A 23,321-nucleotide genomic window follows, 5' to 3' on the forward strand; every position below is an offset into this window, starting at 1 on the left:
AGCAGAGACCTTGAATCAACAACCAACAAACCGCGCAACCTTATTGGGTACGGAGCCTAGCGCATGTCAGCGTGTTTCACGTGAAACAGTGGCTTAGAAGCGACCCCCACTGAGGCGCTGCGCCAGCATGTCGAGCTGGTCGAGCGTGGCATAGTCGATGACCAAGCGTCCGGTCTGCCCCGCGCCGTCGATCGACACCTTGAGCCCGATCGATTCCGACAGCGCGCGTTCGAGCGCCACGGTATCCGGATCGCGATAGCCACCGGCGGCGTTCTCGCTGCCCTTGGCGCGCGGTCGCGCCACGCGCTCGCGGCCACTGTCGGCGGCGACCAGCGCCTCGGTCTCGCGCACCGACAGGCCGCGCTCGATGATCCGGTCGGCGAGCGCATCGGCCCGACTGTTGTGACCGACCAGCGCGCGGGCATGGCCCATCGACAATGCGCCCTCCTGCACCTTTACGAGCACAGGGCTCGGCAAGGTCAGCAGCCGCATCAGATTGGCGATATGGCTGCGCGACTTGCCGGTCGCGGTGGCGATGCCGTCCTGCGTATGCCCATATTCGTCGCGCAGCCGTTCATAGCCTTGCGCTTCCTCGATCGGGTTGAGATCGGCGCGCTGGATATTCTCGATCAGCGCGATCTCGAAAGCGGCGCGGTCGTCGAGATGACGAATGACGACCGGCACCTCATGGAGCTGCGCCGCCTGCGCCGCGCGCCAGCGCCGCTCGCCGGCGACAATCTCGAACATGTCGCCGCTCACCGGCCGCACCAGAATCGGCTGAACGAGCCCACGCGTCTTAACCGAGGCGATCAGGTCGTCCATCGCCGCGTCGTCGAAACGACGCCGCGGCTGCTTCGGGTTGGCGCGGATTTCACCGATCGGCAGGATCGTGGCTCCCTGCGTCGGCCGGCCGCCCTCGCGCGCCGCATGGTTGCTCGACGGCCCGCCGATCTCCTCGAGCAGCGCGGCGAGGCCGCGGCCGAGACCGACTCGCTTCTTGTCGTTCATTGATCGTTCCCCAAGGAAATCAGGCCGCGCGGGCTCGCGGATTGAGCCGGTCGAGCAGCTCGCGCGCCAGGGCGATATAGGCTTCAGAGCCCGGGCAGCGATGATCGTAGAGCAGCGCCGGCAGCCCATGGCTCGGCGCTTCGGACAAGCGGACGTTGCGCGGCACCACCGTCTCGAACACCGTTGCCCCGAGACAGGCGCGAACATCGGCGGCGACCTGCTCCGAAAGCTTGTTGCGGCGATCGAACATCGTCAGCACCACGCCGAGGATATCGAGGCGTGAGTTGAAGCGGTTGCGGACCTGCTCGATGGTCTGCAGCAACTGCGTCAGCCCTTCCAATGCGAAGAACTCGCACTGCAACGGCACGATCACCGATTCCGCGGCGACGAGCGCATTGAGCGTCAGCAGCCCGAGCGACGGCGGGCAGTCGATGATGATGAAATCATAGTCGCCGTCGCCGGCATCGAGCGACGCCGACAGGCGGTGCATGCGCGCGTCAACCGACACCAGCTCGACCTCGGCGCCCGACAGGTCGACGGTCGATGGCACCACGAACAGATTCGGCACGCGCGTCGGCTGCGCCGTCTCGGCGACGGTCGCCTCGCCATGCAACAGATGATAGCTATTGCGCTCGCGCGCCGAGCGGTCGACGCCAAAGCCGGTCGAGGCGTTGCCCTGCGGGTCGAGGTCGATCAGCAGTACACGCTTGCCGGCGGCCGCGAGACCGGTCGCGAGATTGATCGCGGTGGTCGTCTTGCCGACCCCGCCCTTCTGGTTGGCGATTGCGATGCGAGTCGTCATTTGCGCTTCACCCCTGTCGCCACCACGATCTGCCCCCGCGCGTCGCTCCGGCTCTGCACCAGCTCGGCATCGAACGCGAACCGTGTCCGCGCCGTCGCCAGCTCTTCCTCGACAGCCGCGCCTTTCGGCAGCAGCCACAGCGTCGGCGGTGCCGCAAAGCGCAGACCCCAGTCGAACAACTGCGCGAGATTGGCGCAGGCCCGGGCGGTGATCACGTCGGCGCGGAAACGCGGCATCGATTCGACCCGGGCATTGTGGACGATCGCATCGGCGAGTCCCAGTTCTTCCGCGACGGTTCGCAGGAAAAGACACTTCTTGGCGATCGATTCGACCAGATTGATCTCGCCGGCGCCCATCGCCGCCAGCACCAATCCCGGAAAACCGCCGCCGGCGCCGATGTCGAGCCACACCGGCTTGTGCCCCAGCGTCGGTGCCAGCTCGGCAAGCTGCGCGCTGTCGCGGAAATGCCGCTCCCAGAGTGTCGGCAGCGTCGATGGCCCGACGAGATTCATCTTCTCTTGCCACTCGGCGAGGAGTTCGCCGTAGCGGTCGAGTTTGGCCAGTGTTTCACGTGAAACACCGAATTCGACGGCAAAGTCGTCGCGACCGTAGCTCATGCGGCGCGCTTCACGTGCGCGAGCAGCGCGGTCAACGCCGACGGTGTGACGCCCGCAATGCGTGCCGCCTGCCCCAGGGTCGACGGACGCGCCCGCGCGAGTCGCTCGATCATCTCATTCGACAGGCCACCCACCGCGGCGAAATCGAGATCGCCGGGCAGCCGTAGCGCCTCATCCTTGCGGAAGCTTTCGACATCCTCGTCCTGCCGATCGAGATAGGCGGCATAGCGAGCGTCGGTTTCGACCGCTTCGGCGATCTCGGGGGGAACCTTCTGCAGTTCTGGCCAAAGTTCCGCGGCCCGTCGCCAGCCGATCTCGGGGAAGCGCATCCATTCGAAAGCGCTGCGAACGACGCCATCCTGGCGAACCGGCAGTCCGGCTTTCGCCAGCGCCGCGGGGCTAGCCTTTGCTTCATTGGCAAGCTGGCGGGCGGCAGTCAATTTCTCCAGCCGCGCCGAAAATACGTCAGCACGCTCCCGACCTACACAGCCGAGTTCGATGCCGCGCCCCGTCAACCGCTGGTCGGCATTGTCGGCACGCAGTCGCAGCCGATACTCGGCGCGTGAGGTGAACATGCGATAGGGCTCGCTCACTCCCTGCGTGGTCAGATCATCGACCATCACGCCGATGTAGGATTCAGCGCGATCGAGAATGAACGGCTCAGCAGCGCCGGCAAAGCGCGCAGCATTAAGCCCCGCGACCAACCCCTGCGCCGCCGCCTCCTCATAACCGGTGGTGCCGTTGATCTGACCGGCGAGATAAAGGCCGTGGAGCGCAGTCAGCCGCAGGGTGGCATCGAGCGCGCGCGGATCGACATAATCATACTCGATCGCATAGCCCGGCCGGGCAATCACGGCGCGTTCGAGGCCCGGGATGCGGGCGAGGAACATCGCCTGCACGTCGAGCGGCAGCGAAGTCGAAATCCCGTTCGGGTAGATCAGCGGATCGTCGAGGCCCTCGGGCTCGAGGAAAATCTGGTGGCCGTCGCGGTCGCCGAACCGCATCACCTTGTCCTCGATCGACGGGCAATAGCGCGGGCCGACGCCGTCGATCCGCCCCGCATACATCGGCGCGCGGTGAATGTTGTCGCGGATCACCGCATGCGCTTCGACCGTCGTGCGCGTGACGCCGCACGGTACCTGCTCGTTGGCCAGCCTGGTGGTCAGTGCTGAGAAGGCCACCGGTTCATCGTCGCCCGGCTGCATGTCGAGCCCGGCCCAGTCGATCGTCCGCCCGTCGAGCCGCGGCGGCGTACCGGTCTTCAGCCGCCCGACCGGCAGGCCCAATCCACGCAAGGTGCGAGACAGTCCGTTCGCTGCCGGATCGCCAACGCGTCCGCCGGGTTGCTGGTCTTCGCCAATATGCATGATGCCCGACAGGAAGGTGCCGGTGGTCAGCACCACCGCCCCGGCCGCCAGCTCGCGGCCATCACCGAGGATGACGGCGGTGACGCGTCCCTCCTGGATCCGCAGATCCTCGACGGCGCCTTCGACCACCTCAAGGTTGGGCTGCGCGGCAATCAGCGCCTGCATCGCATTGCGGTACAGCTTGCGATCGGTCTGCGCGCGCGGGCCTTGGACAGCCGGTCCCTTGCGGCGATTGAGCAGCCGGAACTGGATGCCGGCGGCGTCGGCGGCGCGGCCCATCAACCCGTCGAGCGCATCGACCTCGCGGACGAGATGCCCCTTGCCGAGCCCGCCGATCGCCGGATTGCACGACATCACGCCGATGCTGTCGGCGCGGTGGGTGACGAGCGCGGTGCGCGCGCCGAGGCGCGCAGCAGCCGAAGCCGCCTCGCAGCCGGCATGGCCGCCGCCCACCACGATCACATCATATCCGCGCATGGCGGCTAGCTAGTCACGGCACGGTCGGCTGTCAAAAGCCATGTTTCACGTGAAACATCATTTGCCGATGCAGAAGCGTCCGAAAATCTCGCCGAGGATATCCTCGACATCCACGCGTCCTGTGACCCGTCCCAAGGACCGCGCCGCCAGCCGCAGGCTTTCAGCGCGCAGGACGAGATCAGGCTCGGCCAGCGCGTCGTCCAGCCGCTCGACGGCTTGGCCGAGCGCCAGCCGCTGGCGTTCGCGGGTGATTAGCGGCGGTTCATCGGTGCGGACAGCCGATATCGCCCAATCGACCAACCATTTCTCCAGCGTATCGACCCCGGCGCCACTCTTCGCGGATACATAGAGGTCGCCGCCGCGTTGCCCCGGCGCCTGCCCGCTCGCATCGATCTTATTGACCACCACCTGCCCAAGCGGCGCCATTTCGGGTCGATCGACGACATGCAACACCAGGTCGGCCGCGTCAGCTCGCGCTCGCGCACGGCGGATGCCTTCACGCTCGATAATATCGTCGGTTTCACGCAGGCCGGCGGTGTCGATCAAGGTCGCGGGCACGCCACCGAGGTTGAGCGGCACCTCGATGACATCGCGCGTGGTGCCGGCGATATCGGTGACGATCGCCACGTCGCGCCGCGCCAAGGCGTTGATCAGACTCGACTTGCCGACGTTGGGCGCGCCGACCACCGCGATGGCGAGGCCGTCGCGCAACCGCTCGCCGATGCGGCCGTCGTCGAGCAGCCGGCCAATGTCGTCGCGCAAGCGCTCGATCGCCGGCGCCGGGTCGCTGCTCGACACGTCGCCTTCATCGCTGAAGTCGATATCGGCCTCGACCGACGCCAGCAGCGCGATGATCGCCGACCGCCAGCCTTCCGCCTTGTCGCGCAGCCGCCCCCCCGCCTGGGCCAGCGCCAGCCGGCGCTGCGCGTCGGTCTGTGCGGCGATCAGGTCGGACAGCCCCTCCGCCTGCGTCAGGTCGAGCTTGCCATTGTCGAAGGCGCGGCGGCTGAACTCGCCGGGCTCGGCGAGGCGGAAGTCCTCGATCCGGCCCAGCGCGGCGAGCAACGCCTCGACTACCGCGACACCGCCGTGGACGTGCAACTCGGCGACATCCTCGCCGGTGAAGCTCGCGGGCGCGGGGAAACTCAGCACCAGCGCCTGGTCGATCAGGCTGCCGTCGGCGGGATCGCGCAACGGGGTGAGTGTCGCCATGCGCGGCTCAGGTTGTCGGCCGGCGAGCAACGCCAATGCGTCAAGCGCCCGCGGCCCAGACATGCGCACGATCGCGACGCCCGCCGGGGGGCGTCCCGAGGACAGCGCGTAGATCGTCGCCGGCGTCGCCAGCGGGTCAGCCCTGCGTCTTGCCGCCCGAGGCCGCCGACCAGAAGGCGTTGCGCCACTGCTCCATGCCCTCGGCCATGCCCGGCATCCACGAGCGCATCATCTTCTCGACATCCGCAGCGGTAAGCCCTTCCGACACAAATGACGTCATGCGGTCGATATAGGCGGCATGCACCGGCGACAGGTCGGGCAGCCCCATGAAGGCGCGCGCTTCCTCCGGCGTGCAGTCGATGTTGATCGTCACCTTCATGGGCCATCATTCCTTGCGGGTTGAGCCGCCAGTCTAGCGGCTGCTAGGGATGCGGGGAAGGAGCGCCAATGCCCGCCGCCAGCCTCGCCACCCCCATCGGCCGGATCACCGTCGTCGAGCGCGACGGGCAGATCGCGTCGCTCTCGTGGCGCGGTGGCCCGCAGGCCGACCGCACACCGCTGCTCGACGAGGCGATCACCCAGCTGCGCGCCTATTTCACCCGGGAACGCCGGGACTTCGACCTGCCGCTGGCCCCCGCCGCGACACCAGAGGCACAGGCGGCGCGTGACGCGATGATCGCCATTCCGTGGGGCACCACCGCCTCTTATGGCGAGCTCGCCGCCAAGACCGGCTCATCGCCGCGCGCTTTTGGTCAGGCCTGCGGGTCGAACCCGCTACCGATCATCGTGCCCTGCCACCGCGTCATCGGAAGCGACGGCAGCTTCGGCTTCTATTCGGGGGGCGACGGCCCCAGGACCAAGGACTGGCTGCTCGCCCATGAAGGCGCGGCACTGCTTTAAGGAGAGACGCGCATGGGCGAACGCATCGAGGTGAAGGCGCTCGACGGATCGGGCAGCTTCGGCGGCTATCTGGCGCCGCCGGCGGGTGGAAGCGGCCCCGGCATCGTCGTCGTGCAGGAGATATTCGGCGTCAACGCCGGCATCCGCCAGATGTGCGACGAGTGGGCGTCGAAGGGCTATTTCGCCTTCGCCCCCGACCTGTTCTGGCGCATCGAGCCGGGCATCGAACTCTCCGACCATGTTGAGGCCGAGCTGCAGCGCGCCTTTCAGCTGTTCGGCCAGTTCGATGTCGACAAGGGCATTCTCGACATCGAAGCGTCGATCCGCGCGGTGCGCGAGCGCTCCGCGGGCAAGGTCGGCGTCGTCGGCTACTGCCTCGGCGGCCTGCTCGCCTATCTGACCGCGACGCGCACCGACAGCGACGCGACGGTCAGCTATTATGGCGTCGGCATCCACGACCGGCTGAACGAGAGCCATGCGATCGCCAAGCCGCTGCTGCTCCACATCGCCAAACAGGACAAGTTCGTCGATCCCGCCGCGCAGGCGAAGATCCACGAAGGGCTCGCTGGCAACAGCCATGTGACGCTCTACGACTATGACGCCGACCACGCCTTCGCGCGCGTCGACGGCACCGATCGTGTCGAATCCTGCGCGCAGGAGGCGAACGCGCGCACCGAAGCCTTCTTCGCGGAGCATCTGAAATGAAGCGCGACTATCTCGACCGCTGGTTCGCCTATGCCAAGAGCCATGACCTCGCCGAGCTGAACGCCATGCTCGCCGACGATTGCGTGTTCCGCTCGCCGGTGGTGCACACGCCGCAGGTCGGCAAGGCGATCACTTACGCCTATCTGTCGGCGGCGTTCGTCGTGCTCGGCAGCGACAAGTTTCGCTACACGCGCGAGTTCACCAGCGACACCGGCGCGGTGCTCGAGTTCGAAACCGAGATCGACGGCATCGGCATCAACGGCGTCGACATCATCGAATGGAATGACGCCGGCCTGATCAATGATTTCAAGGTGATGGTGCGGCCGCTAAAGGCGATCAACCTGCTGCACGCGATGATGGGCGCGCAGCTCGAAAAGCAGAAGAAGGCGTGATCGTCCGCGCCGGTGAGCTGGCGCGAGACGGCGCGGCGATCCTGGCGATCGTCAACGACGCGATTCTGAATTCGACGGCCTGGTACGAGCATGAGCCGTGGGACGCGGCTGCCCTGGCGTCATGGTTCGCGGCGAAGCGTGATGGGGGCTGGCCGCTGCTCGTCGCCGAGGAAGATGGAGTCACCCTGGGGTTTGCGAGCTACGGCGTGTTTCGCGCCCGCCCGGCTTACGCCCGCACCGTTGAGCATAGCGTCTATGTCGCCGCCGCGGCGCGCGGCAGGGGCGTCGGGCGCCTGCTTCTCGACGGCATCGTCGCGGAAGCGCGGCGCGCGGGCTATCACACGATGATCGGTGGGGTCGATGCGGCAAACGAGGGCAGCCTCGCCTTCCACCGCGCCGCCGGCTTCGTCGAGGCGGGGCGGATGCGCGAAGTGGGCCGCAAGTTCGATCGCTGGCTCGACCTGATATTCATGCAGAAGATGCTGGAGGATTGACGTCATGGTTCGCGCACGCGTCGCTTCATTCGCCACACCCGGCGGGCCCGAGGTCATCGACTGGCAGGACGCCGAGATCGGCGCGCCCGGCGCCGGCGAGGTGCTGGTCCGGCAAACGGCGATCGGTCTCAACTATATCGACACCTACCACCGCTCCGGCCTGTATCCCCTGCCGCTGCCAAGCGGCCTCGGCACCGAAGCGGCGGGCGTGGTCGAGGCGGTCGGCGACGGGGTGAGCGGCTTCTCGGTCGGCGACCGTGTCGCCTATTTCAGCGCGAAGCCCGGCGCCTATGCGACGCACCGGCTGGTCGGCACCTACACCTTGGTGAAGCTGCCCGACAGCATCGACGACCGCACCGCCGCCGCGTCGCTGCTCAAAGGCCTGACCACCGAGTTCCTCGTCGAGCGTTGCGCCAAAGTGCAGGCGGGCGAGACGGTGCTGGTCCATGCCGCGGCCGGCGGGGTCGGGCTGCTGCTGGTGCAATGGCTGAAGGCGATCGGCGCGCGGGTGATCGGCACCACCAGCAGCCCAGTGAAGGCCGAGCTGGCAAAGGCCAACGGCTGCGACGAGGTCATTCTTTACACGCGGGAGGAGGTCGCGCCGCGCGTCCGCGAACTGACCAGTGGCGCGGGTGTGCGCGTGGTGATCGACGGCGTCGGCCGCGATACCTTCGCGTCCTCGATCGACAGCCTCAGCCCGCGCGGCCTGATGATCTCCTACGGCAATGCCAGCGGCCCGGTCACCGCGTTCGAGCTGGGGCTGCTGGCGCGCAAGGGCTCGCTGTTCGTCACCCGCCCCACGCTGTTCGACTATTGCCGCACCCGCGCCGAGGTCGAGGCGGCCAGCGCGCGGCTGTTCAAGATGCTGGCGAGCGGCAAGGTCAAGGTGCGCATCGATCAGAGCTATGCGCTGGAAGACGCCGCCGCCGCACACCGCGATCTCGAGGCGCGCGCCACTACGGGCTCGACGATCCTGCTCCCCTGATTTGCCAACGCGGCCGAATCATGAGAAGGATCGGGCCAAGCACGTGGGAGTGCTTCTTTGAGCCGGGCCTTTCGGGGCCCGGCTTTTTCTTTAGGCGCCGATGAGGGCGCGAACGAAGGCGACGCGATCCGCGATCGGCGCGCGCGGCAGCTCGACCAGCTCGTAGCCGCAGGCCGAGTAGACGTCCGCCATCACCGCATAGGTAGCTTCCGCTTCGGCGAGCGTCTGCCGGCGTTCGCTGTCGCTCGCGTAAATCTCGGGCCAGGGCGGCGCGATGAACACCCGCGTCGCATAGCGAAAGACGCGCGCGGCGGCGTCAGTCTTGGCATCGCGCGGAAGGCCGGCGAGGCGGCGATAGCCGATCAGGTCGGGAAAGCCTCGGTCGAAGAAGACCGGACCCGATAGCGCTGCGGCTCCGTCATAGGCGTCGCGATCCGCGACGAGCATCGCCCGCGCATATGCTTCGGCATCGGCCCACGGCAGCGCAGTGCCGCCGCTCGCCACCTCCCGCTGGATGATCGCGCGCCCCGCCTCCGGCCTCGTCGCAAAACCGGCGGCGGCCAGCGCCTCGATCAGGCTGGTCTTGCCGCTGCCCGGCCCGCCGGTGACGACATGGAAACGCGCGGCGACTAGCCGAACCGCAGGAACTGGCCGACCCCGAGCGCGGGGTCGACAAAGCCGTCATAGATCATCTTGCCGGCGACGTAGACGATGACGATCAGGCCGACATAGGCGATCCAGCGATAGCGCTCGATGTAGCGGGCGATGAAGTTGGCGGCGACGCCCATCATCGCCACCGACAGGATCAGGCCGACGATGAGGATGCCGGGGTGGTCGCGCGCGGCACCGGCAACGGCCAGCACATTGTCGAGGCTCATCGACACGTCGGCGACGGCGACGGCCCAGGCGGCGGCGGCGAAGGTCTTCGCCGGCTTCACGCCCGAATTCTCGTCGCCCGCGACTTCGGGCGAACCGCTGTTGGCGGCGGCCGCCGGGTGCAGGTCACGGTACATGCGCCACGACACCCAGAGCAGCAGCAGGCCGCCCGCGAACACCAGCCCGACGATCTGCATCAGCTGCGTCACCAGCAGCGCGAAGATGATGCGCAGCACCAGCGCGGCGACGATGCCGATCATGATGACTTTTTTGCGCTGGTCGGCGGGAAGGCCCGCGGCGAGCGCGCCGACGACGATGGCGTTGTCGCCCGCCAGCATGATGTCGATCATCAGCACCTGGATGAACGCGCTCATCGCGGTTGGCGAGGTGATGTTCGAGAAGTCGGCGACGATCGCCTGCCAGATGTCGAGCATGGGGTGCGGGGCGTCCTGAACCGGTGAGTGTTCAGCGAGGCTTACGCGAAAGGGAAGAAGGCGGGAAGTGGGGGACGCGGGCAAAGCCCGCGTCGTCGGTCGGGTGGTCCGGCTTGGCCGGACACCCGCCGGCCGGCCGCTGCCGCGAGTCTGCGCGGATGCGACGAACCGCTGCGCGGTTCCTCGCGATCCGTGCAGCCGCGTTCGCTACTGGTTCATCCCCGCGAAGAAGTCCTCGTTGGTCTTCGAGTCCTTCATCTTGTCGAGCAGGAACTCCATCGCGTCGATGGTGCCCATCTGCATGAGGATGCGGCGCAGCACCCACATCTTGGTGAGCGTCGCCTTTTCGACGAGCAGCTCTTCCTTGCGGGTGCCCGACTTGCCGACGTCGATCGACGGGAAGATGCGCTTGTCGGAGACCTTGCGGTCGAGGACGATTTCCGAGTTGCCGGTGCCCTTGAACTCTTCGAAGATCACCTCGTCCATGCGGCTGCCGGTGTCGATCAGCGCGGTGGCGATGATCGAGAGCGAGCCGCCTTCCTCGATGTTGCGCGCCGCGCCGAAGAAGCGCTTCGGGCGCTGCAGCGCGTTGGCGTCGACACCGCCGGTCAGCACCTTGCCCGACGACGGGACGACGGTGTTGTAGGCGCGGCCCAGACGCGTGATCGAGTCGAGCAGGATGACGACGTCGCGCTTGTGCTCGACGAGGCGCTTGGCCTTCTCGATCACCATCTCGGCGACCTGAACGTGGCGGGTCGCCGGCTCGTCGAAGGTCGAGGACACGACCTCACCCTTCACCGAGCGCTGCATGTCGGTAACTTCCTCGGGCCGCTCGTCGATGAGCAGCACGATGAGGAAGACCTCGGGATGGTTGTCGGTGATTGCCTTGGCAATGTTCTGCAGCAGCACCGTCTTGCCGGTGCGCGGCGGCGCGACGATCAGCGCGCGCTGGCCCTTGCCCTGGGGCGAGATGATATCGATGACGCGCGCCGACTTGTCCTTGATGGTCGGGTCGAGCGTGTCGAGGCGCAGCTTCTCGTCGGGGTAGAGCGGTGTCAGATTGTCGAAATTGACGCGGTGACGGACGACGTCGGGGTCGTCGAAGTTGATCGTGTTGAGCTTGGTCAGCGCGAAATAGCGTTCGCCGTCCTTCGGGGCGCGGATCTCGCCCTCGATGGTGTCGCCGGTGCGCATGCCGAACTTCCGCACTTGGCTCGGCGACACATAGATGTCGTCGGGGCCGGCGAGATAATTGGCTTCGGGCGAGCGCAGGAAGCCGAAGCCGTCGGGCAGCACCTCGATGGTGCCGGCACCGGTGATCTGGGTACCCAGATCGGCGTGCGCCTTCAGAATGGAAAACAGAATATCCTGCTTGCGCAGGGTGGAAGCGTTCTCGACGCCGAGTTCCTCGGCCATCTGAACGAGGTCGGCGGGCGATTTACGCTTCAGGTCGTGCAAGTGCATGCGGACAGAGTCCTGGTCTGGGAAGGGGGACCGGCCGCGCGGTTTTTGTTCTTATTTGGAGGCCGGAAGAAAGGAAGAAGCCCGTGAACCGGAGCTTTGCTTCGCGGAATTAAGCTTGGTGAAGCCTTGAGTCAACGACGATCAATGGCCTTAGAACATACGGTATCGAGCCAGCGGTAGGCCGTATTTCGCTACATAGTCGTTCGACCATTCGAGCGCTTCGCGATTCTCATCGAGCCACTGCTGCGCCCGGCTTCGTTGAGAAGCTGGGTCGTGCTGTTTGCCGATCGATGGAGTGCTCGGGGCTCTCGGCAAGCGCGGCATCGTCTCTTCCTTACGCCGTTCGGCCGATTTTAGGCGCAAGCGCTCGCGGCGACAACGACTAGAACGGCTTCACGACAGCGAGGATGACGACGGCGATGGTGACGAGGCTCGGCACCTCGTTGGCGATGCGCAGCGTCCTTTCGGCGAGCGGGCGTTCGCCACGCGCGAACTTCTTGGTCAGCCCGGCCAGCCAGCCGTGATAGCCGGAGAAAAGGAAGACGATCGCCAGCTTGGCGTGGAGCCAGCCCTGCCCGGCAAAGCCGATGTTGAAGGCGAGGGCGAGCCCGAGGATCCAGACGATCGCCATCGCGGGGTCGATGATGATGCGGAGCAGCCGGCGCTCGCGCTCGATCCAGAGCGCCTCCTCGGCCGAGCCGGGCGCCGCCGCCATATGGTAGACGAGGAAACGCGGCAGCATGAACATGCCCGCCATCCAGAAGATCACGAAGATCAGATGCGCGGCCTTGACCCAGGGGTAGGCACCGCCCAGCCAGCCGATCAACCCGTCCATCGCCTTATCCCCGCAGCATCTTCAGCAGCCGCGCGACATGGTCGATCGGCGCGTCGGGCAGGATACCATGGCCGAGGTTGAACACATGCGGCCGCGTGTCGAAGGCGGCGCGGATGCGGGCGACGCCGCGGTCGAGCGCCTCGCCACCCGAAATCAGCGCCAGCGGATCGAGATTTCCCTGCACCGGCAGGCCCTTCGGCAGCACGGCGTCGGCCCAGGCCGGGTCGACCGTCTCGTCGAGCCCGACCGCGTCGACACCGGTCTCGGCGGCGTAGGCCGCGAGCTTGGCACCGGCGCCCTTCGGAAAGCCGATGATCGGCACGCCGGGGTGGCGGGTCATGATCGCCGCGGCGATGCGCTTCGTCGGCTCGATCACCCACTGGTCGAACTGCTCGGGTGACAAGGTGCCGGCCCAGCTGTCGAACAGCTGCACCGCCATCGCCCCCGCCTCGATCTGGCCGGACAGATACTCGATCGTCACCTTGACCAGCCGGTCGATGAGGCCACCGAATGCCGCCGGATCGCTATAGGCGAGGCGGCGCGTCTCTGCCTGGTCCTTGCTGCCCTGCCCGGCGACCATATAGGTCGCGACGGTCCACGGCGCGCCGGCAAAGCCGATCAGCGTAACCTGCGGCGGCAGGGCGGCGGCGACCTTGCGCACCGTTTCGTAAATCGGCTCGAAGCGGTGCAGCTCGGGCGTGAGCTTCGACCAGTCGCCATCGGCCAGTGGCGGCGATAGGCGCGGGCCTTCGCCGGGGCCGAAGGTCAGCCCCTGCCCCATGGCGTGCGGCACGATCAGGATGTCGGAGAACAGGATGGCGGCGTCGAAGTCGAAGCGGCGGATCGGCTGCAGGGTGATCTCGGCGGCCGCGTCGCTGTCATAGACCAGCTCGAGGAAGCCGCCCTTTTCCGCCCGCAGCGCGCGATATTCGGGCAGATAGCGCCCCGCCTGCCGCATGAGCCAGACCGGCGGCGGATCGCGCCGTTCGCCACGCAGCACGGCGAGCATCGGACGGTCGGGGTTCAGGCTCACGGGCGTTCCCATCTAATATTTAGATAGATTCTAATAGGAATGAAGTAGTGATTGGGGGCGGGCAAAGCGGGGTTTATCCGCGCCTCCCGCACTTGCCAACAGGAAGACCCGTTCTGCGACTCCGTGGATTCCCCGCGAGTCGCCTGCCGCTGTCCCCGTTATCCACAGATTGGAACAATCGCTCGTCCACCTGTGGATGAACCGTGAGTTCCCTGTCCGCCGAATCCTGGGCAACGGGTGGCTTGCTCCATGGGGGCGCTCCTCCTAAGCCTTGCACAGAGGCTTATCCACATGACCCGCCTGCACCTTCATCTCGTGTCGGATTCGACCGGCGAGACCTTGGAAGCGATTGCCAAGGCCGGCCTCGCGCAATTCGAGGACGTCGAGCCGATCAAGCATTTCTGGCCGATGGTGCGCACCGAAGGCCATCTCAACCGGGTGATGGAGGAGATCGGCCAGCGGCCGGGCGTCGTCCTCTACACGCTGGTCAACGCCGGGGTGCGCGCGCGGCTCGAATTCTGCTGCCGGGCGATGGGACTGCCGGCGGTGTCGGCGCTCGACCCGGTGATCGAGGGTTTCTCGAAGGTGCTGGGCCGCGAGGCGACGCAGAAGGTCGGGCGGCAGCATACGATGGACGCGGCCTACTTTGCCCGGGTCGATGCCATCCACTTCACCATCGCGCATGACGACGGCCAGGGCGCGGATGAGTGGGAGGAAGCCGACATCGTCATCGCCGGCGTCTCGCGCTCCTCGAAGACGCCGACGTCGATCTATCTTGCCAACCGCGGCTATAAGGTGGCGAACATACCGCTGGTCCCCGAAAGCCCGCCGCCGCCGATCCTGTTCGAGCTGAAGCGGCCGCTGGTCGTCGGACTCACCACCTCGCCCGATCGCCTGATCGCCATCCGCCGCAACCGGCTGCTGACGCTCGGCACCCTGCCCGAGACCGACTATGTCGACCCCGACGTGGTGGCGAAGGAAACCGCCTTCGCGCGGCGCATCTTCGCCGACAACGACTGGCCGGTGATCGATGTCACCCGCCGCTCGATCGAGGAAGCGGCGGCGGCGATCATCAACCTCCACCAGAAGCGCGCCGAGGAAGGTGCCACCGCGGCATGACCCTGGTGCTCGCCTCGACCAGCGCCGCGCGCCGCGTGATGCTGACCGCCGCCGGCGTCGCGCATGAGGCGCTGGCGCCGCATGTCGACGAGGATGAGGTGAAGACGGCGCTGACCGCGGAGGGCGCCAGTCCGCGCGCGATTGCCGACGCGCTCGCCGAAGCGAAGGCGGTGAAGCTATCGAGGAAGCTCCCCGGCGCGCTGGTGCTCGGCGCCGATCAGGTGCTGGCGCTGCCCGACGGCACGATGCTCGACAAGCCGGTGGGCCGCGAGGGCGCGGCGGCGCAGCTCCGATCGCTGCGCGGCATCGAACATCGGCTGATCTCGGCGGCGGTGATCGCCGAGAACGGCCAGGCGGTGTGGCGGGTCGCCGACACCGCGACCTTGCAGGTGCGGCAGTTCAGCGAGGCGTGGCTGGAGGCCTATCTCGACGCCGAGGGCGACGCGATCCTCGGCTGTGTCGGCAGCTACCGGCTGGAGGCCATGGGCGCGCAGCTCTTCTCGCGGATCCGCGGCGACCATTTCACCATCCTCGGGCTGCCGCTGCTGGCGGTGCTTGACTATCTGCGCACCCGCGGGGAGCTGACGACATGAGCCTGCCCCCCTCCGCCGGCATTTTCGGCTGGCCGGTCGCCCATTCGAAATCGCCGCTGATCCATCGCTTTTGGCTCGAAAAGCTGGGGATGGACGGCGACTATGGCCGCTTTCCTGTCGAACCCGAGAAGCTCGGCGACGCGATCCGCGCCCTGCCCGCGCTGGGCCTGCGCGGGGTCAACGTCACCGTCCCGCACAAGCAGGCGGTGATCGCGCATCTCGACCGCATCGACCCACTGGCCGAGCGCATTGGCGCGGTGAACACGGTGGCGGTCGAGGCGGGGATGCTCGTTGGCTATAACAGCGACGCCGCCGGCTTCCTCGAGCCGCTGCGGCCGCTGCTCAACCAGAATTGGCTGATGCGCATGGCGCGGATCATCGGCACCGGCGGCGCGGCGTTGGCGGTAGCGCATGCGTTGCACGGCGAGGGCTTCATCACCGTCATCATCGGCCGCGACATCGAAAAGGCGAAGGCGCTGCGGGGTGGCTATGAGCCCGACGACAGCCTCGTCGCGACGCTCGACAGCTTCCGCCAGCCCAGCGATTTCGAATGGACCGACCGCAGCGGTGTGCTCGACCTTGTCGTCAACACGACGTCGCTCGGCATGAAGGGGCAGCCCGAATTGGGTCTCGACTTCAGCCATGTGCCGCCCGGCGCGGTCGTCTACGATATCGTCTATGCGCCGCTGGAAACGCCGCTGCTCGCCGAAGCCCGCACACGGGGGCATGCGACGATCGACGGCCTTGCGATGCTGATCGGCCAGGCGGCGGTGGCGTTCGAGAAATTCTACGGTGCCGCCCCGCCGCGCGACCATGACGCCGAGCTGCGCGAGCTGCTGACGCGATGATCCTGCTCGGCCTCACCGGATCGATCGGCATGGGCAAATCGACCGTCGCGGCAATGCTGCGTGAGGCGGGGGTGCCGGTGTTCGACGCCGATGCCGAGGTCCGCGCGATGCAGGCGGCGGGCGGTGCGGCGCTGCCAGCGATCGAGGAAGCGTTTCCCGGCACCACCGGCCTCGACGGCCTCGACCGGTTGAAGCTGGGGCAGGCGGTATTCGGCAACACCGAGGCGCTGGCGAAGCTCGAAGCGATCATGCACCCCCGCGTCCGGGCGGTGCAGGAAGCCTTCATGGCGGGGAACGCCGCCGAGCCGATCGTCGCGCTCGATATTCCGCTGCTGTTCGAAAAGGGCGGGTCAAAGGGCGTGCACGCGACGATGGTGGTGTCGGCGCCGGCGGAGGTTCAGCGCGCGCGGGTGCTGGCGCGGCCGGGGATGACGGTCGAGAAGTTCGAGGCGATCCTCGCGCAGCAGCTGCCCGACGCCGACAAGCGCGCCCGCGCCGATTTCGTCATCGATACCGGCGTGTCGATCGCGGACACCCGCGCCGCCGTTCATCGCATCGTCGATTGCCTGCGACTCCACGGCGTGGATAAGTGCCGCGATGCGTGAGATCATCTTCGATACCGAGACCACCGGCCTGTCGCCGGGCGACGGCCACCGCCTCGTCGAGATCGGCTGCGTCGAGCTGGTCAACCGCATCGAGACCGGCCGCACCTACCATGTCTACATCAATCCCGACCGCGCGATGCCGGCCGAGGCGGAGGCCATCCACGGCCTGTCCGCAACGTTCCTCGCCGACAAGCCGCGCTTTGCCGAGATCGTCGGCGATTTTCTCGCCTTCATCGGCGACGCGCCGCTGGTCGCGCACAACGCCATGTTCGACATGGGCTTCATCAACGCCGAGCTGAAGCGCGCCGGCAAGCCGCCGATCTTCATCGAGCGGGCCACCGACACGCTCGCCATCGCCCGCACCAAATTCCCGGGATCGAAGCATTCGCTCGACGCGCTCTGCCAGCGCTACGACATCGACCGCTCGATGCGCGTTCACCACGGCGCGCTGCTCGACGCGCAACTGCTGTCGCAGGTTTATGTCGAGCTGACCGGCGGCCGTCAGATCGGCTTCGATCTGGTCGAGGACGTGGTGGTCGCGGCCACCGTCTCGATCACCCGCCAGTTCCGCGAGCCGCGCGTGTTCGCTGCGTCGCCCGCCGAGCTGGAGCGCCACGTCGCATTCATCGCAAAGCTGAAAGAACCTGTCTGGTTGTTACCGTAGGGTTGCAACAAGTTCGCCTCCCCCCAAGTTGGATGTAGGATGCGGGCGTCCCCTGGGCGTTCGCACCAGGCATCAACAGCAGGAGGTCAGCGATGGACATTCGCGTTTCGGGCCACAAGGTCGAAATTGGCAGCGCTTTCAAGGAGCTCGCCACCACGCGCGTCCAGGATATGACCGACAAGCTGTTCGCCCGAGCCGTCTCCGCCAACGTCACGCTTGAGCCCGGCCCGCACGATCATGGCTTCGTCTGCGACATTCTCATTCCGCTTAACGGCTTGATGCTGAAGGGTTCCGGCCGCGGCGGCGAGGCGCGACTCGCGTTCGACCAGGCCGCCGGCAAGATCGAGCGCCAGCTGCGCCGCTATTCGCGCCGCTTGAAGGACCGCCACGCCGCCGGGCCGGAGCGCGGCAACGGCGCGCGCGGCGGCGACGATTTCGACTTCGACGCTGGCTACACGGTGTTCAGCGCGCCCGCGGTCGAGGAAGAACCGGCCGACGCGCCGATGACCATCGCCGAGACCAAGGTCGACGTGCCCGAGGCCAGCGTCTCCGACGCCGTGATGATGCTCGACCTGCGCAACACCACCGCGCTGTTCTTCAAAAACAGCAAGACCGGTCGCCACAACATGGTCTACCGCCGCGAGGACGGGAACATCGGCTGGGTCGAGCCCAAGGCCTGATCCTTCTTCGCCCATATTGGGCAAGGCTGGACCCGCGACGCGGTTGCGCCTATGGGGCGGGCCGCGTCCGGGTTTGGACAGTAAAAAAGCATTACCGATGGATCTTCAGGATTTCCTGGCGCCGGCTGCGGTCGTCGCCGATCTTCGCGTCACTTCGAAGAAGGCGCTGCTGCAGCAACTCGCCCAGCGCGCCGCCGCGCTGACCGGCGTCGACGAGCGGCGCATTCACGAGACGATCGCCGAGCGCGAACGGCTGGGCTCGACCGGCTTCGGCGGCGGCGTCGCCATTCCGCATGGCAAGATCGAAGGCCTCGACACGGTGTTCGGCCTGTTCGCGCGCCTCGGCACGCCCGTCGATTTCGACGCGCTCGATCGCCAGCCGGTCGACCTGGTGTTCCTGCTGCTGGCACCACAGGGCGCCGGCGCCGACCATCTGAAGGCGCTCGCCTGCGTCAGCCGCACCTTCCGCGACCGCGCGATCACCGCGAAGCTGCGCGGCTCGACCTCGGCCGACGCGCTTTATGCTATGTTAGCGAACGGCGCGCATAGTCGGGCGGCGTAAGCGCGAATCACCCGCAGCGCCGAAGGGGCGGCGAATGGACGAGACCGGACACGAAACCCGCGAAGGCCGCCGCCGCACCGTGCTGCTGGCCGGCGCCATCGTCTACAACCGCCAGCATTTCCCGTGCCGCGTCCGCAATATCTCGGCGGGCGGCCTTCAGGTGCAGATTGACGTGCCGCTGGCGCCGGGCACCCCCGTCCATGCCGAGCTGCCGCGCTTCGGCCGCTTCCCCGCCGTCGTCGCCTGGAACGAGGGGCGGATGATGGGTGTGGTGTTTCCGGAGGGCGCCGCGGCGACCTTGAAGCGCTTCGGCGACGCAGCGGTGCGCCTCGGCCTGATCGACGATCCCACGGAACTGCCGGCCGATGACGGCGTCGCGACGCTGCACGGTTCGCGATGACCGCGCATCATCGCGCGCTCGAGGCGCTGTATGCGGCGGCGCCGATCAACCACAAGTTCAACTCGCAGCTCGCCATCACCGGCGAGGGGCTGAGCCGCATCGAGTTCGACATCACCCCTGAGCTGTTCCACGGCGCGGGGGCGGCGCACGGCACCGTCTATTTCAAGATGCTCGACGACGCAGCCTTCTATGCGGCGAACAGCCTCGTCGAGGACATGTTCGTGCTGACCACCGCCTTCAACCTGCTGCTGACGCGGCCGGTGCATGAGGGCCGGCTGATCGCCGAGGGCCGCTGGGTCAGCGGCACGCGCCGCGTGCTGATCGCCGAAAGCCGGCTGATCGATGCGGAGGGCGAGGAGGTCGGGCGCGGCACGGGCACCTTCATGCGGTCGCGCATCGAGCTGAACAGCCTGCCCGCCTACGCTGCGGTCATCGGCGGCTGAGCGGCGAGTTGAGCGCCCGCCTGCCGACCAAGCTGCGGGTGAGCGCGCTGATCCGCGCCGCGCAAGCAGCGGGCGACTTCGCCACCGTCATCAAGAAGGGTGACGAAACAGCGGGTCAGCTATTGTTGTTGGCACGGCAAAGAAACGGTGTGATTCAAGTCTATAGCCGGACAATGAATTCATCGGGCGACTATTCATGGACCATCGCCGCCGCCGCCGAAGCGGGTGATGAACGACCTGTCGACGACTATCTCGACCGCCAGAAAAAATATGATCCCGACCTGTGGATCATCGAACTGGACACCGCCAATCCGGAACGGTTCGTCGACGATGAGTTGATTTAGGAACGCGCCGAAGCGATGGAACCCCATCAATAAGGGGTCGAGCCTCCCAGGCAGGGTTAGCGGGGGCCAAGACCAGACGGCGGGTTCAGGGGTTCACGCGCAGTTTAACGCTCCTGCGAGCGCACGTGATGACTGGCCGCTGCACCGCGGGTTGAGTTGATGAATTTTCCTGTTCGCGTCGCACTGATCACCGCGGCGAGCCTTGCGCTTCTGGCAGCAGGCAAGTTTCCGCAGATGATCGCCGACGAGGCCGCGACGCAAACGGTCGATTCCTCAATCTACGCCGCACCAACGCCGGATACGGGCGCAAAGTTCCAGCTGGCTGCCTACACGCCGCCCTCGGGCCCGCGCCTCGACGCGTCGATTCCGGACGATGATTCGATCATCGCGTCGGACGCCGCCAAGCCGGAAGTCCGCTCGCTCGGCGAACTCGTCGACAAGATCGCCGACCTGCCGAGCGTCGAGCTCGACGAGGAAATGCGCTGCCTCGCCACCGCGGTTTACTTCGAATCGAAGGGTGAGCCGCTCGAGGGCCAGCTGGCCGTCGCGCAGGTGATCATCAACCGCCGCGATTCAGGCAAGTTCGCCAAGTCGCTGTGCGGCGTCATCTACCAGCGCGGTCAGTTCTCCTTCACCTGGGACGGTCGCCCGGACAGCCCGTCGAACAGCGAGATGTGGAAGACCGCGCAGGCGATCGCCATGATCGCCGCCGCCGACGACTGGCGCGAGATCGCCCCCGACGCGACGCACTTCCACGCGACGCGCGTCCGTCCGGGCTGGCACAAGCTTCAGCGCATCTCCTCGGTCGGCAACCACGTCTTCTACCGCTTCCGCTAAGGCGACGTGCCGCGGTTGCGGCGCGACGAAAGCGGGCTGACGTTCCCCTCTCGTTCCGCTAATCTTCCCGGCATGGCGACGCTTGCCGACCTGATTCCCGACGATCTCCGCGCGCCCACCGCTGTCGATGTTGCCCGCGGTGTCTGCCGGCTGCTCTATCGGCAGGGTTTCGCCTCGCAATGCGAGGTGCCGCTCGGCAACGGGCGGCGCGGCGACGTTATCGGCATTGACGATCGTGGGCGCATCACGCTCGTCGAGATCAAGGTGTCGATGGCCGATCTGCGCGGCGACCTGAAGTGGACCGATTATCTCGACTATTGCGACCGCTATTTCTGGGCGGTGCCCGACAGCTTCGCGATCGACGTGTTCGAGGAGGATTATTTCCTGCCCGAACGCGCCGGGCTGATCGTCGCCGACCGCTTCGACGCCGCAGTTCTCCGCGCGGCGATCGAGACGCCGCTGAATGCGGCCCGGCGGAAGGCGGAAACGCTGCGCTTCGCGCGGCGGGCGGCGCAGCGGCTGTTGGGGATTGTCGATCCCAATCTGCAGGCGGCGATGTCGGAGATTAGCTGAGGCTGGCGCGATATCTACGGCCGTCATTCCGGTGAAAGCCGGAATCCAGTCGACGGCCGGTCTGGATACCGGCTTTCGCCGGTATGACGGGTTGAGGGGGTAAGGTGCCCTAACGCGGCGAGCGCTTGGCCAGTATCCGCTGCAACGTCCGGCGGTGCATCTTCAACCGCCGCGCGGTCTCCGACACGTTGCGGTCGCACAGCTCGTAGACGCGCTGGATATGCTCCCACCGCACCCGGTCGGCCGACATCGGCTCGGCGGGCGGCTCGGGGCGCTCGCCGGCGCCGACGGTCAGCGCCTTGATGATGTCGTCGGGGTCAGCGGGTTTCGCCAGATAGTCGACCGCGCCGGTCTTCACCGCGGCGACCGCGGTGGCAAGATTGCCGTAACCGGTGAGGATGACGATCTTCACGTCGGGCCGCAGCGCGCGCAGATCGGCGACGAGGTCGAGGCCGTTGCCGTCTTCCAGCCGCATGTCGACCACCGCGAAGCCGGGCTTCGCCTGCGCCGCGAGACGCCGCGCCTCGGCGATGCCGCTGGCGGCGACGACGACGAAGCCGCGTCGTTCGAGCGTGGTGGCGAGGCGTTGGCGGAAGGCTTGATCGTCATCGACCAGCAGCAGCGGCGCCTGGGCAGTGGCCGGCGTGTCGCCGGCGGGAGCGGTGGCCATGATCATCGTCCTTGATCGTCGTTCGATTCGATATGGGTACGAACCCAACGAATTTCGACCCTCGCGCCACCTTCGGGCGCATTGGAGAAAGCGATGAGGCCCCCGGTACGTTCCAGAAGCGTCGTCGCGATGAAGATTCCAAGCCCGGTGCCGCCCGATCCGGAGCGCGACGGCCCGAGGAACGGCTCGCCCAGTTCGGGCAGCAGCGCCGGCGGAAAACCGCGCCCGTCGTCCTCGACGCGCACGCGCAGCTCGTCCCCGACGATGTCGGCACAGAGGCGAACCTGGCTGACGGCGTGGCGCGCGGCGTTCGATACGAAATTGGCGAGGCCGTGCAGCAGTTCGGGCGAGCGGCGCACTTCGATGGCGGCGGCCTCGGGCGAGGTGGCGATCTCGATCGGCCGCTGCGCCTCATAGGGCTGCGCCACCTCGCGCAACAGCACGGCGAGCGCGACGCTCGGGAACGGGTCCTCGCCTTCGGCGCGGCGGGCGAGGTCGACGAGGATGTCGCGGCTGCGCTTGGTTTCCTGGTTCAGGAGGCGGATATCGTCGCCGAACTCGGGATCGTCGCCGATCGCCTCGGCGAGGTCGCGCGCGACGAGGGTGATGGTGCCCAAAGGTCCGCCCAGCTCATGCGCGGCGGCGGCGGCGAGCGAGCCCAGCGCCGACATCTTGGTCTCGCGCTCGAGCGCCGCCTGCGTCGCGGCGAGCGCCAGCGCTTGGCTGCGCCCCTCGTGTGAGATACGCCAGGCATAGGTGGCGAGAAAGCCGATGCCGAGAATCTCGGCGGTAAGGATGCCGAGCCGATAGGCTTGCGGAAGCTCGAAATCGGGGCCGTCCCACGGCAGCGGCAGCGCCCATTGCCATTGCGCGATCAGGATGACGACGGCGAGCAGCACCACCGAAATCGTCGCGCGCGCCGACAACAGCGTCGCCGCGACGGTCACCGGCACCAGCAGCAGCAGCGAGAAGGGGTTGGCGAGGCCGCCGGTCAGGAACACCAGCACGCCCAGCTGGACGAGGTCGAAGGCGAGGTGGAGCAGCGCCTCGCGCCCGGCGAGACGCGCACTGCGCGGGTAGAGCGTCAGCAGGCCGGCGTTGAGGATCGCCGAGGCCCCGATCGCCGCCAGCGCCGGCCCCCACGGCAGCGGAAAGCCGAGCAGTCCGCCGACGACGCCCAATGTCGCGAGCTGTCCCGCGATGCCGAGCCAGCGCAGCGCGACGAGCGTGCGCACGCGCACGTCGGGCACGCCGAGGCGCAGGAAAGCGAAGCGTCGGGACCGATCCATCGCCCCTCTTATACGCATGCCGGGCGGCGAAGGCTTCACGGGGCGTTCAGCCGCATGCGCCTAAGCCTTGCCGTCGCCTTGATTGGAGCCTAG

Annotated in this window: 30 protein-coding genes and 1 pseudogene; 17 read left to right on the plus strand and 14 right to left on the minus strand. The window is 67.2% G+C overall.

Annotated features, from left to right (window positions below; translation table 11 throughout):
• Positions 1–93 precede the first annotated feature (93 nt).
• Genes ACFOMD_RS17740 through ACFOMD_RS17765 form a run of 6 tightly spaced genes read right to left on the minus strand, consistent with a single transcriptional unit; the run spans position 94 to position 5,862 of the window.
• Positions 94–1,008 (minus strand): ParB/RepB/Spo0J family partition protein, encoded by a 915-nt coding sequence (locus ACFOMD_RS17740; protein ID WP_380863967.1) that lies wholly within the window; start codon positions 1,006–1,008, stop codon positions 94–96.
• Between the two features lie 19 nt (positions 1,009–1,027).
• On the minus strand, positions 1,028–1,810 hold the full coding sequence (locus ACFOMD_RS17745; protein WP_380863970.1) for a ParA family protein: 783 nt from the start codon (positions 1,808–1,810) through the stop codon (positions 1,028–1,030).
• Positions 1,807–2,427, minus strand: coding sequence for a 16S rRNA (guanine(527)-N(7))-methyltransferase RsmG (gene rsmG / locus ACFOMD_RS17750; RefSeq protein ID WP_380863972.1), 621 nt, complete (start codon positions 2,425–2,427; stop codon positions 1,807–1,809). The genes ACFOMD_RS17745 and rsmG overlap by 4 nt, the downstream gene beginning before the upstream one ends.
• Entirely contained in the window at positions 2,424–4,271 is a 1,848-nt protein-coding gene (mnmG, locus tag ACFOMD_RS17755) for a tRNA uridine-5-carboxymethylaminomethyl(34) synthesis enzyme MnmG (protein ID WP_380863975.1), read from the minus strand. Before mnmG ends, rsmG begins: the two co-directional genes overlap by 4 nt.
• A 57-nt stretch (positions 4,272–4,328) precedes the next feature.
• A complete protein-coding gene (gene mnmE / locus ACFOMD_RS17760; protein WP_380864109.1) occupies positions 4,329–5,615 on the minus strand; it encodes a tRNA uridine-5-carboxymethylaminomethyl(34) synthesis GTPase MnmE in 1,287 nt (428 codons plus the stop codon).
• 4 nt (positions 5,616–5,619) lie between these two features.
• A complete protein-coding gene (locus tag ACFOMD_RS17765) occupies positions 5,620–5,862 on the minus strand; it encodes a DUF6489 family protein (protein ID WP_380863978.1) in 243 nt (80 codons plus the stop codon).
• 68 nt (positions 5,863–5,930) lie between these two features.
• Here ACFOMD_RS17765 and ACFOMD_RS17770 point away from each other — a divergent pair, with 68 nt between their 5' ends.
• Genes ACFOMD_RS17770 through ACFOMD_RS17790 form a run of 5 tightly spaced genes read left to right on the plus strand, consistent with a single transcriptional unit; the run spans position 5,931 to position 8,959 of the window.
• A complete protein-coding gene (locus ACFOMD_RS17770) occupies positions 5,931–6,383 on the plus strand; it encodes a methylated-DNA--[protein]-cysteine S-methyltransferase (protein WP_380863980.1) in 453 nt (150 codons plus the stop codon).
• A gap of 12 nt (positions 6,384–6,395) precedes the next feature.
• Positions 6,396–7,088, plus strand: coding sequence for a dienelactone hydrolase family protein (locus ACFOMD_RS17775; protein WP_380863982.1), 693 nt, complete (start codon positions 6,396–6,398; stop codon positions 7,086–7,088).
• Positions 7,085–7,480: a nuclear transport factor 2 family protein gene (locus ACFOMD_RS17780; RefSeq protein WP_380863984.1), complete on the plus strand. Its 396-nt coding sequence runs from the start codon at positions 7,085–7,087 to the stop codon at positions 7,478–7,480. The genes ACFOMD_RS17775 and ACFOMD_RS17780 overlap by 4 nt, the downstream gene beginning before the upstream one ends.
• The gene (locus tag ACFOMD_RS17785; protein ID WP_380863987.1) at positions 7,477–7,974 is read left to right on the plus strand and encodes a GNAT family N-acetyltransferase; all 498 of its coding nucleotides are present in this window, start codon (positions 7,477–7,479) and stop codon (positions 7,972–7,974) included. Before ACFOMD_RS17780 ends, ACFOMD_RS17785 begins: the two co-directional genes overlap by 4 nt.
• Positions 7,975–7,978: 4 nt before the next feature.
• Positions 7,979–8,959 carry a quinone oxidoreductase family protein gene (locus tag ACFOMD_RS17790; protein WP_380863990.1) on the plus strand — a complete coding sequence of 327 codons (981 nt, stop codon included), beginning with the start codon at positions 7,979–7,981 and terminating at the stop codon, positions 8,957–8,959.
• 90 nt (positions 8,960–9,049) lie between these two features.
• Here the strand turns inward: ACFOMD_RS17790 and ACFOMD_RS17795 are convergent.
• The 6 genes and pseudogenes from ACFOMD_RS17795 to hemE all read right to left on the minus strand — a co-directional run.
• Positions 9,050–9,562: pseudogene (locus ACFOMD_RS17795) on the minus strand (AAA family ATPase); the annotation flags it as partial.
• Between the two features lie 26 nt (positions 9,563–9,588).
• Positions 9,589–10,269 (minus strand): TerC family protein, encoded by a 681-nt coding sequence (locus ACFOMD_RS17800; RefSeq protein WP_380863993.1) that lies wholly within the window; start codon positions 10,267–10,269, stop codon positions 9,589–9,591.
• 207 nt (positions 10,270–10,476) lie between these two features.
• A complete protein-coding gene (gene rho / locus ACFOMD_RS17805; protein ID WP_380863996.1) occupies positions 10,477–11,733 on the minus strand; it encodes a transcription termination factor Rho in 1,257 nt (418 codons plus the stop codon).
• A 150-nt stretch (positions 11,734–11,883) separates the two neighbouring features.
• On the minus strand, positions 11,884–12,057 hold the full coding sequence (locus ACFOMD_RS17810; protein ID WP_380863999.1) for a type II toxin-antitoxin system CcdA family antitoxin: 174 nt from the start codon (positions 12,055–12,057) through the stop codon (positions 11,884–11,886).
• 58 nt (positions 12,058–12,115) lie between these two features.
• Positions 12,116–12,568, minus strand: coding sequence for a CopD family protein (locus ACFOMD_RS17815; RefSeq protein WP_380864001.1), 453 nt, complete (start codon positions 12,566–12,568; stop codon positions 12,116–12,118).
• A gap of 4 nt (positions 12,569–12,572) precedes the next feature.
• Positions 12,573–13,613 (minus strand): uroporphyrinogen decarboxylase, encoded by a 1,041-nt coding sequence (gene hemE / locus ACFOMD_RS17820; RefSeq protein WP_380864004.1) that lies wholly within the window; start codon positions 13,611–13,613, stop codon positions 12,573–12,575.
• Between the two features lie 279 nt (positions 13,614–13,892).
• Between hemE and ACFOMD_RS17825 the strand changes: the two genes are divergently transcribed.
• The 12 genes from ACFOMD_RS17825 (at position 13,893) to ACFOMD_RS17880 (ending at position 21,269) form a co-directional block, all read left to right on the plus strand.
• Positions 13,893–14,720, plus strand: a complete 828-nt coding sequence (locus ACFOMD_RS17825; RefSeq protein WP_380864007.1) for a pyruvate, water dikinase regulatory protein — start codon at positions 13,893–13,895, stop codon at positions 14,718–14,720.
• Positions 14,717–15,313 (plus strand): Maf family protein, encoded by a 597-nt coding sequence (locus tag ACFOMD_RS17830; RefSeq protein WP_380864009.1) that lies wholly within the window; start codon positions 14,717–14,719, stop codon positions 15,311–15,313. Before ACFOMD_RS17825 ends, ACFOMD_RS17830 begins: the two co-directional genes overlap by 4 nt.
• Positions 15,310–16,161 (plus strand): shikimate dehydrogenase, encoded by an 852-nt coding sequence (aroE, locus tag ACFOMD_RS17835; RefSeq protein WP_380864012.1) that lies wholly within the window; start codon positions 15,310–15,312, stop codon positions 16,159–16,161. The genes ACFOMD_RS17830 and aroE overlap by 4 nt, the downstream gene beginning before the upstream one ends.
• Positions 16,158–16,766: a dephospho-CoA kinase gene (gene coaE, locus ACFOMD_RS17840; RefSeq protein ID WP_380864014.1), complete on the plus strand. Its 609-nt coding sequence runs from the start codon at positions 16,158–16,160 to the stop codon at positions 16,764–16,766. The genes aroE and coaE overlap by 4 nt, the downstream gene beginning before the upstream one ends.
• On the plus strand, positions 16,759–17,430 hold the full coding sequence (gene dnaQ, locus ACFOMD_RS17845; RefSeq protein WP_380864017.1) for a DNA polymerase III subunit epsilon: 672 nt from the start codon (positions 16,759–16,761) through the stop codon (positions 17,428–17,430). The genes coaE and dnaQ overlap by 8 nt, the downstream gene beginning before the upstream one ends.
• Positions 17,431–17,522: 92 nt before the next feature.
• Entirely contained in the window at positions 17,523–18,110 is a 588-nt protein-coding gene (gene hpf, locus ACFOMD_RS17850) for a ribosome hibernation-promoting factor, HPF/YfiA family (protein ID WP_380864020.1), read from the plus strand.
• A 97-nt stretch (positions 18,111–18,207) separates the two neighbouring features.
• Complete coding sequence (ptsN, locus tag ACFOMD_RS17855; RefSeq protein WP_380864023.1) at positions 18,208–18,672, plus strand: PTS IIA-like nitrogen regulatory protein PtsN; 465 nt, start codon at positions 18,208–18,210, stop codon at positions 18,670–18,672.
• 34 nt (positions 18,673–18,706) lie between these two features.
• Positions 18,707–19,072: a PilZ domain-containing protein gene (locus ACFOMD_RS17860; RefSeq protein ID WP_380864025.1), complete on the plus strand. Its 366-nt coding sequence runs from the start codon at positions 18,707–18,709 to the stop codon at positions 19,070–19,072.
• On the plus strand, positions 19,069–19,515 hold the full coding sequence (locus tag ACFOMD_RS17865) for a PaaI family thioesterase (RefSeq protein ID WP_380864027.1): 447 nt from the start codon (positions 19,069–19,071) through the stop codon (positions 19,513–19,515). Before ACFOMD_RS17860 ends, ACFOMD_RS17865 begins: the two co-directional genes overlap by 4 nt.
• Before the next feature lie 8 nt (positions 19,516–19,523).
• The gene (locus ACFOMD_RS17870; protein ID WP_380864030.1) at positions 19,524–19,859 is read left to right on the plus strand and encodes a DUF1491 family protein; all 336 of its coding nucleotides are present in this window, start codon (positions 19,524–19,526) and stop codon (positions 19,857–19,859) included.
• 159 nt (positions 19,860–20,018) lie between these two features.
• Complete coding sequence (locus tag ACFOMD_RS17875) at positions 20,019–20,696, plus strand: cell wall hydrolase (RefSeq protein ID WP_380864033.1); 678 nt, start codon at positions 20,019–20,021, stop codon at positions 20,694–20,696.
• Positions 20,697–20,768: 72 nt separating this feature from the next.
• The gene (locus ACFOMD_RS17880) at positions 20,769–21,269 is read left to right on the plus strand and encodes an MmcB family DNA repair protein (protein WP_380864035.1); all 501 of its coding nucleotides are present in this window, start codon (positions 20,769–20,771) and stop codon (positions 21,267–21,269) included.
• 109 nt (positions 21,270–21,378) lie between these two features.
• On the opposite strand, the gene ACFOMD_RS17885 is transcribed toward ACFOMD_RS17880, so the two are convergent.
• Both ACFOMD_RS17885 and ACFOMD_RS17890 read right to left on the minus strand, forming a co-directional pair.
• Entirely contained in the window at positions 21,379–21,939 is a 561-nt protein-coding gene (locus ACFOMD_RS17885) for an ActR/PrrA/RegA family redox response regulator transcription factor (RefSeq protein WP_380864038.1), read from the minus strand.
• A gap of 2 nt (positions 21,940–21,941) precedes the next feature.
• Positions 21,942–23,228, minus strand: a complete 1,287-nt coding sequence (locus tag ACFOMD_RS17890; RefSeq protein WP_380864041.1) for an ActS/PrrB/RegB family redox-sensitive histidine kinase — start codon at positions 23,226–23,228, stop codon at positions 21,942–21,944.
• Positions 23,229–23,321: the final 93 nt, after the last annotated feature.

The organism is Sphingoaurantiacus capsulatus (assembly GCF_042648405.1).
Lineage (GTDB): Bacteria > Pseudomonadota > Alphaproteobacteria > Sphingomonadales > Sphingomonadaceae > Sphingoaurantiacus > Sphingoaurantiacus capsulatus.